The organism is Paratractidigestivibacter sp. (assembly GCF_052362415.1).
GTDB lineage: Bacteria > Actinomycetota > Coriobacteriia > Coriobacteriales > Atopobiaceae > Paratractidigestivibacter.
Map to the genome: position 1 here is coordinate 1 of NZ_DAWEMK010000060.1, position 8658 is coordinate 8658.

5 protein-coding genes are annotated in these 8658 nt (G+C 66.2%); 4 read left to right on the forward strand and 1 reads right to left on the reverse strand.

Features of this window, described 5'->3' with window-relative positions; translation table 11 throughout:
* The first annotated feature begins 352 nt into the window (after positions 1 to 352).
* The 3 genes from ACT84W_RS06895 to ACT84W_RS06905 all read left to right on the forward strand — a co-directional run bounded on the left by ACT84W_RS06895 (position 353) and on the right by ACT84W_RS06905 (position 4392).
* On the forward strand, positions 353 to 1501 hold the full coding sequence (locus ACT84W_RS06895; RefSeq protein ID WP_444328675.1) for an ABC transporter substrate-binding protein: 1149 nt from the start codon (positions 353 to 355) through the stop codon (positions 1499 to 1501).
* A gap of 96 nt (positions 1502 to 1597) precedes the next feature.
* Positions 1598 to 3313, forward strand: a complete 1716-nt coding sequence (locus tag ACT84W_RS06900; RefSeq protein ID WP_444328676.1) for an ABC transporter permease — start codon at positions 1598 to 1600, stop codon at positions 3311 to 3313.
* 2 nt (positions 3314 to 3315) lie between these two features.
* Entirely contained in the window at positions 3316 to 4392 is a 1077-nt protein-coding gene (locus ACT84W_RS06905; RefSeq protein WP_444328677.1) for an ABC transporter ATP-binding protein, read from the forward strand.
* A 437-nt stretch (positions 4393 to 4829) separates the two neighbouring features.
* Here ACT84W_RS06905 and ACT84W_RS06910 read toward each other — a convergent pair whose 3' ends face one another.
* Positions 4830 to 5660 (reverse strand): HAD family hydrolase, encoded by an 831-nt coding sequence (locus ACT84W_RS06910; RefSeq protein WP_417575171.1) that lies wholly within the window; start codon positions 5658 to 5660, stop codon positions 4830 to 4832.
* A gap of 309 nt (positions 5661 to 5969) precedes the next feature.
* Here ACT84W_RS06910 and polA point away from each other — a divergent pair.
* A partial coding sequence (polA, locus tag ACT84W_RS06915) for a DNA polymerase I (protein ID WP_444328678.1) occupies positions 5970 to 8658 on the forward strand: 2689 nt, incomplete at its 3' end.

Consider the following 8658-nt stretch of genomic DNA (forward strand, 5'->3'; position numbering starts at 1 on the left):
CCAGCAGGAAGGCGAGCAGCTCCTCCTCGCCGACGACCATGCCCTCGGGCAGCGTCGCCGCGGCGTCCTCGCCGAAGATGTGGTGGCAGATGATGGCGGGCATGCGGGGGCTTCCTCTCGACGGGTTTGCACTCCTGCATTGTACCCGCCGGACGCCCGCCGGAGTTGCCGGTGGGCGGGTCGAGCCAGGCGGCGGTGTGCGCGCTTCTTTGTGACGCCGCGCCGCCGCGACCGGGCACGGACCCTCAGCTACCGTTCAGCTGTTTGAGCATTATTAAGGGAGTGTAAACGCGGTATAAGCATCGGCAAGGATGCCGCGCATGAGCGCGGCGGGCATAGAAGGGAAGACGACATGAGCAACGTCACGCGTAGGGATTTCCTCGGCATCACCGGTATCGCCGCGGCAGGCCTCGGCCTCGCCGGCTGCGGGGGCGGCGGAAACGACGCCAAGTCCGACTCCTCCTCCGGTTCCGACGCCGCGTCCGGCGACAAGGTCGGTGCCCCCGACGACCTCGTGAAGGCCGCAAAGGACGAGGGCACGCTCGTCGTCTACGGCTCCTGCGAGGAGGACTACCTCGCCGAGGCCTGCAACCACTTCCAGGAGCTCTACGGCATCGAGGTCCAGTACCAGCGCCTTTCGACCGGCGAGGTCCAGGCGAAGATCGAGGAGGAAAACGGCAACCCCTCCGGCGACGTCTGGTTCGGCGGCACCACCGATCCCTACAACGTCGCGACCGCAGAGGGCCTGCTCGAGCCCTATAAGGCCAACAACGCCACCCACATCCTCAAGCCCAAGTACATGGACGCCGACGGCAACTGGTACGGCATCTACACCGGCCTGCTCGGCATCATGTACAACAAGGACGAGCTCGACCGCAAGGGCCTCGACGCTCCCCAGGACTTCAAGGACCTCACGGACGAGAAGTACAAGGGCCTTATCTGGTCGTCCAACTACAACACCGCGGGCACGGCCAAGCTGATCATCAACACCGCCATCCAGAAGTACGGCCACGACGACGGCATCAAGTGGCTCGTCGACCTCGACAAGAACATCGCCGTCTACACCAAGTCCGGCTCCGGCCCGTCCAAGAACATCGGCACCGGCGAGTGCACCATCGGCCTCGGCTTCCTGCACGACGGCATCTACCAGATCGTGGACAACGGCTACGAGAACATCGGCCTGCAGATCCCGACCTCCGGCACCTCCTGCGAGGTCGGCGCCACGGCCATCTTCAAGGGCGCCAAGCACCCCAACGCCGCCAAGCTCTGGATCGAGTACGCGCTTTCCCCGGAGTGCGTCGAGCTCGCGGCCCAGAACGGCTCCTATCAGTTCCTCGTCATCGACAACGCCGAGCAGCCGCAGGTCGCCAAGGACTACGGCCTCGACCCGGACAACGTCATGGACTACGACTTCGAGGATGCCAAGGAGCACACGAAGGAGTACGTCGAGGAGGTCATGAACGCCCTCGGCGGCGGCGACGACCGCTTCAAGACCGAGTAGCGCGCCGCACGCGCGACTCGCGTTTACGCAGCTAGCCGGGACGCCGAGAAGGGCATGAGCTCTTCTCGGCGTCCGTGTGAAGGAAGGAGAGGCGCTGTGGCAAAGGACCAAGGAGCGGCGCTCGACAGAAAAAAGTTGATGGGCGACCCCATCATGGTCACGACGATCGTGGTGCTGATCGCGTTCCTCACCCTGTTCATCCTGTACCCGCTCGCCATCCTGCTCGTTGATTCCTTCGTGACGGAGTCCGGGCCCACGCTCGACGTGTTCGCCCGCGTGCTCGCGATGCCGTCCTTCACCACGGCGATCACGAACACGCTGGCGGTCGGGTTCCTCGTCTCGGTCGTGAGCGCGCTCGTGGGGCTTCTCTTCGCCTACGTCGAGGTCTACGTCAAGCTGAAGACCCGCTTCATGAGCGGGCTGTTCCAGGTCGTGTCCATGCTGCCGGTGGTCTCGCCGCCGTTCGTGCTCTCACTCTCGATCATCATGCTCTTCGGCAAATCGGGCATCATCACCCGCTACCTGCTGGGCATCTACGACAACTCGGTCTACGGGTTCTGGGGCATCTTCGTCGTCCAGACGCTGACCTTCTTCCCCGTGTGCTACATGATGCTCAAGGGCCTGCTCAAGAACATCGACCCCTCGCTCGAGGAGGCCGCGCGCGACATGGGCGCCTCCCGCTGGAAGGTCTTCACGTCCGTGACCATGCCCTTGATCCTGCCGGGCCTCGGCAACGCCTTCCTCGTGACCTTCATCGAGTCCATCGCCGACTTCGCGAACCCGATGATCATCGGCGGCTCCTACGACACCCTCGCCACCACGATCTACCTGCAGATCACCGGCGCCTACGACAAACAGGGCGCCGCCGCGATGGCCGTCGTGCTGCTGTGCATCACGCTGCTCATGTTCGTGGTCCAGAAGTACGTCCTCGAGGCCAAGTCCACGGCCACGCTCTCGGGCAAGGCGAGCCGCCAGCGCATGCTTATCACGGACCGCTCCGTCCGCCTGCCGCTGACCGTCGCGTGCTCGCTTCTTGCCGTCTTCGTCATCGTCATGTACCTGTGCGTGCCGTTCGGCGCGCTCTTCAAGACCTGGGGCTATGACTTCAGCCTGACGACCAAGTGGTTCCAGCAGGTCTTCGCCAAGTACCACGGCTTCCAGGCGTTTCGCGACTCGTTCGTGCTCTCGCTCGTGGCCGCGCCCATAACGGCGATTCTCTCGATGATCATCTCGTACCTCGTGGTCAAGCGCGACTTCAGGTCCAAGGGCTTCATCGAGGCCGTGAGCATGCTCGCCATGGCGGTCCCCGGCACGGTCCTGGGTGTCGGCTACATCCGCGGCTTCTCCGGCGGCATCTTCCACACCGGCATCCTCCAGGGGATCTACGGGTCCGCGGCGGTGCTGATTATCGTGTTCATCGTGCGCTCGCTTCCTACCGGCACCCGCTCCGGCATCAGCGCCCTGCGCCAGATCGACAAGTCCATCGAGGAGTCGGCCTACGACATGGGCGCGGACAGCTTCACCGTGTTCCGCACCGTGACGCTGCCGCTGATCAAGGACTCGTTCTTCAGCGGCCTCGTGACCGCGTTCGTGCGCTCCATCACCGCAATCTCTGCGATCATCCTGCTCGTGACGCCGCAGTTCCTGCTGATCACGGTGCAAATCAACGAGTTCGCCGAGAAGGGCAACTACGGCATCGCGTGCGCGTTCGCCACGATCCTCATCGCCATCACGTACGGCTCGGTTCTTCTCATGAACCTCGCCATCAAGCACTTCGGTACCAGCAAGAAACTCCAGTCTGAGGAGGACTAGCCATGGCAAAGGAAAAGAAAGGCGTGCGCCTCGAGCACGTGTCGAAGATCTACCAGGACCCGAAGACCGGCAAGGACTTCTATGCCGTGCACGACGCGAACATCGAGATCGCGCCCGGCGAGTTCGTGACGCTGCTCGGCCCCTCCGGCTGCGGCAAGACCACCATACTGCGCATGATCGCCGGCTTCGAGAGCCCCAACGAGGGCGAGATCTACCTCGGCGGCGAGGCCATCAACGAGCTCACGCCCAACAAGCGCGATACGGCGATGGTCTTCCAGAGCTACGCGTTGCTGCCGCACTACAACATCTTCGATAACGTGGCCTATGGCCTCAAGCTGCGCAAACTCCCCAAGGAGCAGATTACCGAGAAGGTCCACGGCATCCTCGGGATGGTCGGCCTCGAGGGCATGGAGGACCGCATGACCAATCAGCTCTCCGGAGGCCAGCAGCAGCGCGTCGCGCTTGCGCGCGCCCTGGTGCTCGAGCCGGGCGTGCTGCTGTTCGACGAGCCGCTGTCGAACCTCGACGCCAAGCTGCGCGTCGAGATGCGCAACGAGATCCGCCGCATCCAGCAGCAGGCCGGCATCACCGCCATCTACGTCACGCACGACCAGTCCGAGGCCATGGCCCTCTCCGACAACATCATCGTCATGAAGAAGGGCGTCATCGACCAGGTGGGCGACCCGCACACGGTCTACTACCACCCGGTGGACGAGTTCGTCGCCGACTTCATCGGCGAGTCGAATTTCCTTCGCGGCGCGCTCGCGGAGAAGGACGGCGAGTCCGGGGTCGCCACGATCGAGGGGCATCCCGTGGAGGTCGGCAGCATCGGGCATCTCTCGCAGGGCGATAAGTGCGTGCTCGTCCTGCGTCCCGAGGCGGCCAAGCTCGCCGACGAGGGCGTGCTGCCGTGCCGCGTCACGCTCTCGCGCTTCATGGGCAACTACCAGAACTACCAGGTCATGGTCGGCAATACGCTCGTGAAGATCACCGACTTCAACCCCAAGAACCACAAGATCTACGAGGTGGGGGCCGAGGCGTTCGTCAAGTTCGGCCCCGAGGACGTCCACGTGCTGTAGCGCTGCAGCGAGGCTGTCGGGGCGCGCGGCCTGCCAAGTCGCGGCGGGTGCCTCGGCGCCTGCGCCGCTGTTCAGCGCCCGGGGGTTCGCCGCTCGTTCGCTGTGTGCGATTCGCGCTGCCGCAGGCGTCGGGCGCCCCTCGCTGACGCTTCGAGCGCCCTCTCTTTGCGATCCGGGCGATACTGCTCGGGTGGTTTGCGCGGGATTCCGGGAGCGTCGGTAAAGCTGCACGAGAATGCGGGAGCGTCGGTACCGACACTCCCGCATTCCGGTGAAAGCGCTACCGACGCTCCCGGTTTCTCGTGAACATCGCCCCCGATGGCAGGCAAGAAGGGCACTTCTCACCAGAAAACGCGACCGTCCGGGATTCTGGTGCAGAAATACCGCCACTCCCGCATTCTCGTGCAGCTTTACCGACGCTCCCGGATTCCTGGGCGCTATTGCTTCGCCGCGAGGATCGCGTCGATGAGGGCGGCGACGCCGCGGTCGTTGTTGGATGGCACGCGGAAGCGGGCATGGGCCTCCATGTGCTTCTCGGCGTTGGCGACGATGAAGCTGTGGCCGACGGCCTCGAGCATCGGGATGTCGTTGTAGGTGTCGCCCACCGCGGCGGCGTCGGCGATGTCGATGCCCAGGTGCTCGCAGAGGTGCGCGATGCCCGCGCCCTTCGAGACGCCGAGGTTCATGAAGTCGATCCACTCGCGGCCCGCATTCGTGGCGTAGAGCTTCTCCCCGAACTCGGGCTGGTAGATGTCGCGGAACGCGGGTTCGGCGTCGTAGCCCGGGTAATACATGCTGAACTTGTTCGTCGCGTCGTCGACCTCATCGTAGGAATCGACCCAGCGGATGTTTTTGTAGTACTTGAATATGGCGTCGTAGTGCGCGCGGTCGCGCTCGAGGCAGACCGCGTGGTCGTAGCAGCACAGGACCTGGGCGTTGTCGCCCTCGGCGTCGGCTCGAGCGGCGACTTCTCGCCAAAGGGCGGGGTTGAGGCGGTCCTGGTAGACGGCCTCGCCGCGGTACTGGACGTTGCCGCCGTTGTCCCCGCACAAGCCGATGATGTCCCGGCTCTCCGGGAACGCCATGGCGAGCGTGGGGACTGGCCGGCCGCTCGCGGGGCAGAACACGACGCCGGCGCGGTCGAGGGCCTCGATGCGCTCCGCCATGTTCTCCGGCATGGTGCCGTCGTCCGCCAACAGCGTGAGGTCCATGTCCACGGCGAGCAGCTTGATGTCGGCGAGGCCGAGGTCGGCGGTGTAGTCCTGCATGCTTCTCTCCAAACGGGTTCGGTTGCACCGCTCGCTATCATAGCTTTTTGGCGGTGGGTTTCCCAAAGTCGTCGGAGACGGAAACCAAGGGGCTGCGCGCGAGGGGGGAGCGGAGACCGACCCGAGGGTGCGCATGGTTTCCGCCCCGGGGCGCGGCGGACTGCCCGAGGGCGCGCGAAAGGCGGTGCGGCGGCCGGCCCGAGGACGCGCGGTTTCCGCCCCGCGTCGCGACGCCCGGCCCGAGGGCGCGCGGTATTACGCCCCGGGGCGCGGGTACAATGGGGTCCACCCGATCGACGAGGAGACCACATGCCCGAGAACACCCCTGCCGAGAACGCCTCGGTTGCCAACGAGCCCGCCGCGGAACGCCGCATCATCGCCGTCATCGACGGCAACTCGCTCATGCACCGTGCGTTCCACGCCATCCGCCAGCCGATGTCGGCTCCGGACGGCCGTGCGACGAACGCGCTGTTCGGCTTCTTCAACATGTTCATAAAGATGGTCGGCACCTTTAAGCCCGACGGCGTCATCTGCGCCTTCGACCGCGGCAAGCCGCGCGTCCGCATGGAGATGCTGCCCCAGTACAAGGCCCAGCGCCCGCCCATGGACCCGGCCCTCCACGAGCAGTTCCCCATGGTCAAGGAGCTCCTTGGCGCCCTCGACGTGCCCGTCTGCGAGCTCGAGGGCTGGGAGGGCGACGACATCCTCGGCACCCTCGCGCGTCGCGGCGAGGCTGCCGGCTACGAGATGCTGCTCTTCACCGGCGACCGCGACATGTACCAACTCGCCACCGAGCACGTGAAGATCGTCAGCACAAAGAAGGGCGTCTCCGACGTCGCCATCATGACGCCCGAGTCCGTCGACGACCTCTACCACGGCATCACGCCCGAGCTCGTGCCCGATTTCTACGGCCTCAAGGGCGACTCGTCCGACAACATCCCCGGCGTCCCCGGTATCGGCCCGAAGAAGGCCGCCGCGCTCATCGTCCAGTACGGCAACCTCGACGAGGTCATCGCCCATGCCGATGAGGTCAAGGGAAAGATGGGCGAGAACCTGCGCGCCCACATCGACGACGCGCTGCTCTCGCGCAAGGTGGCGACGATCCGCACGGATGCCCCCATCGAGATCGAGCTCGCCGACGCGAAGTTCCCCACCTTCGACGTGGACGAGGTCGTCCGCGCGTTCAGCGCGCTTGGCTTCACGGGCATGACGGGGCGCCTCGCCAAGCTCGGCGGCGCGAACGCGTCGCAGGTCATGGCCGCAAAGAAGGCCGCAGGGACGGGAGAGGGCCCCGGCGCCGCCTCGGCCGCCGGTCCGTCCATTTCAGGAGCGCTCGCGGACGTCCTCACGGAGCCCGTCAGCGGCGACGACGCCCTCGCCGCCCTCACGTCCGCGATGACGGCGGGAGAGTGGGTCGGCGCGGCTGCCGCGGATGATCGCGCCGCCGGCGCGCTGTTCGGGCTCAGCCGCGTGCTGTGGGTCTCCACCCAAGGCGGCCTGCTCAAGCTCGAGGGCGCGGCCGCGACGGCGTCGCTGGGGCAGCTCCTCGCGGAGGGGCGCGTGGCCTCCGTCGACGTGAAGGCGCTTATCCACGCGGTGAGCCCGCTGGACTCCTCCGAGCCGGAGAACTTCGCCGCCGCCGACGTCGACCCGGCGAGAATCTTCGACGCCGGCGTGGCGGCTTACCTGCTCGAATCCGACAAGAGCGACTTCTCGGCCCCCGTCCTTGCGCAGGAGTACCTCGGCTGCGACGCGCCCGAGCCCACCGACGAGCTCCCGCAGGCCGCGATCGAGGCCGCCTGTGTGCGGCTGCTCGTCTCGCCGCTGCGCGAGCGTCTGGCGGCGGACGGATCCCAGAGGCTCTTCGACGAGGTTGAGATGCCGCTTTTGCCCGTCCTCGCGCAGATGGAGCGCGAGGGGCTCGGTGTCGACCCGGCGATCCTCGCCGAGCAGTCGCGCGAGCTCGGCGCCGAGATCGACCAGATGGTTGCGGGCATCAAGGCGGAGGCGGGGGAGGAATTCAACCTCGACTCCCCGCAACAGCTCTCGCACGTGCTCTTCGACGTGCTGGGGCTCCCCACCTACGGACTCAAAAAGACCAAGCGCGGGTTCTACTCCACGAACGCGAAGGTGCTGGCGGATCTGGCGACTGACCACGAGATCGTAGCGAAGGTCCTCGAGTATCGCGAACGCGCGAAGATCAAGTCGACCTACCTCGACGCGCTGCCCAACCTCGTGCGCGGAGACGGGCGCATCCACACGACGCTCAACCAGACCGTGACCGCGACGGGGCGCCTCTCCAGCTCCGACCCCAACCTGCAGAACATCCCGACGCGCTCCGAGCTCGGGCACCGCGTGCGCCAGGCGTTCACCGTGCCCGAGGGCAGCGTGTTTCTCGCCTGCGACTACTCGCAGATCGAGCTGCGCCTGCTCGCGCACCTTTCGGGCGACGAGCACCTGGTCGCGGCCTTCAACTCCGGCGCGGACTTCCACGCCGCGACCGCTGCGCGCGTGTTCGGCGTGCCGGTCGAAGAGGTGACGCCGCAGCTCCGCAGCCGCGCGAAGGCGGTCAACTTCGGCATTGTCTACGGGCAGCAGGCCTTCGGCCTCGCGTCCTCGCTCAAGATCCCGCGCGCGGAGGCACAGCAGATGATCGACCGCTACTTCGAGGCGTACCCCGGCGTCCGCGCCTACCTCGACGAGTCGGTCCGCCTCGCGCATGAGCGCGGCTACGCGATCACGGCGTACGGGCGCAAGCGCCACATCCGCGAGTTCCAGCAGAAGAACAAGCAGCTCATCGCCTTCGGCGAGCGCACCGCCATGAACCACCCCATGCAGGGCACCGCCGCCGACATCATAAAGATCGCGATGATTCGCGTGGAGCGCCGACTGCGCGAGGAGGGGCTGCGCTCGAAGCTCGTCCTGCAGATCCACGACGAGCTGGACCTTGAGGTCCCCGAGGACGAAATCACCGCCGCGAGCGACCTCGTGCGCGAGA

Excerpts from the sequence above, each read along its gene's own strand:
- ACT84W_RS06895 (WP_444328675.1), top strand. The coding sequence starts at position 353 with ATGAGCAACGTCACGCGTAGGGATTTCCTCGGCATCACCGGTATCGCC.
- ACT84W_RS06910 (WP_417575171.1), bottom strand. The coding sequence starts at position 5,660 with ATGCAGGACTACACCGCCGACCTCGGCCTCGCCGACATCAAGCTGCTC.
- ACT84W_RS06905 (WP_444328677.1), top strand. The coding sequence starts at position 3,316 with ATGGCAAAGGAAAAGAAAGGCGTGCGCCTCGAGCACGTGTCGAAGATC.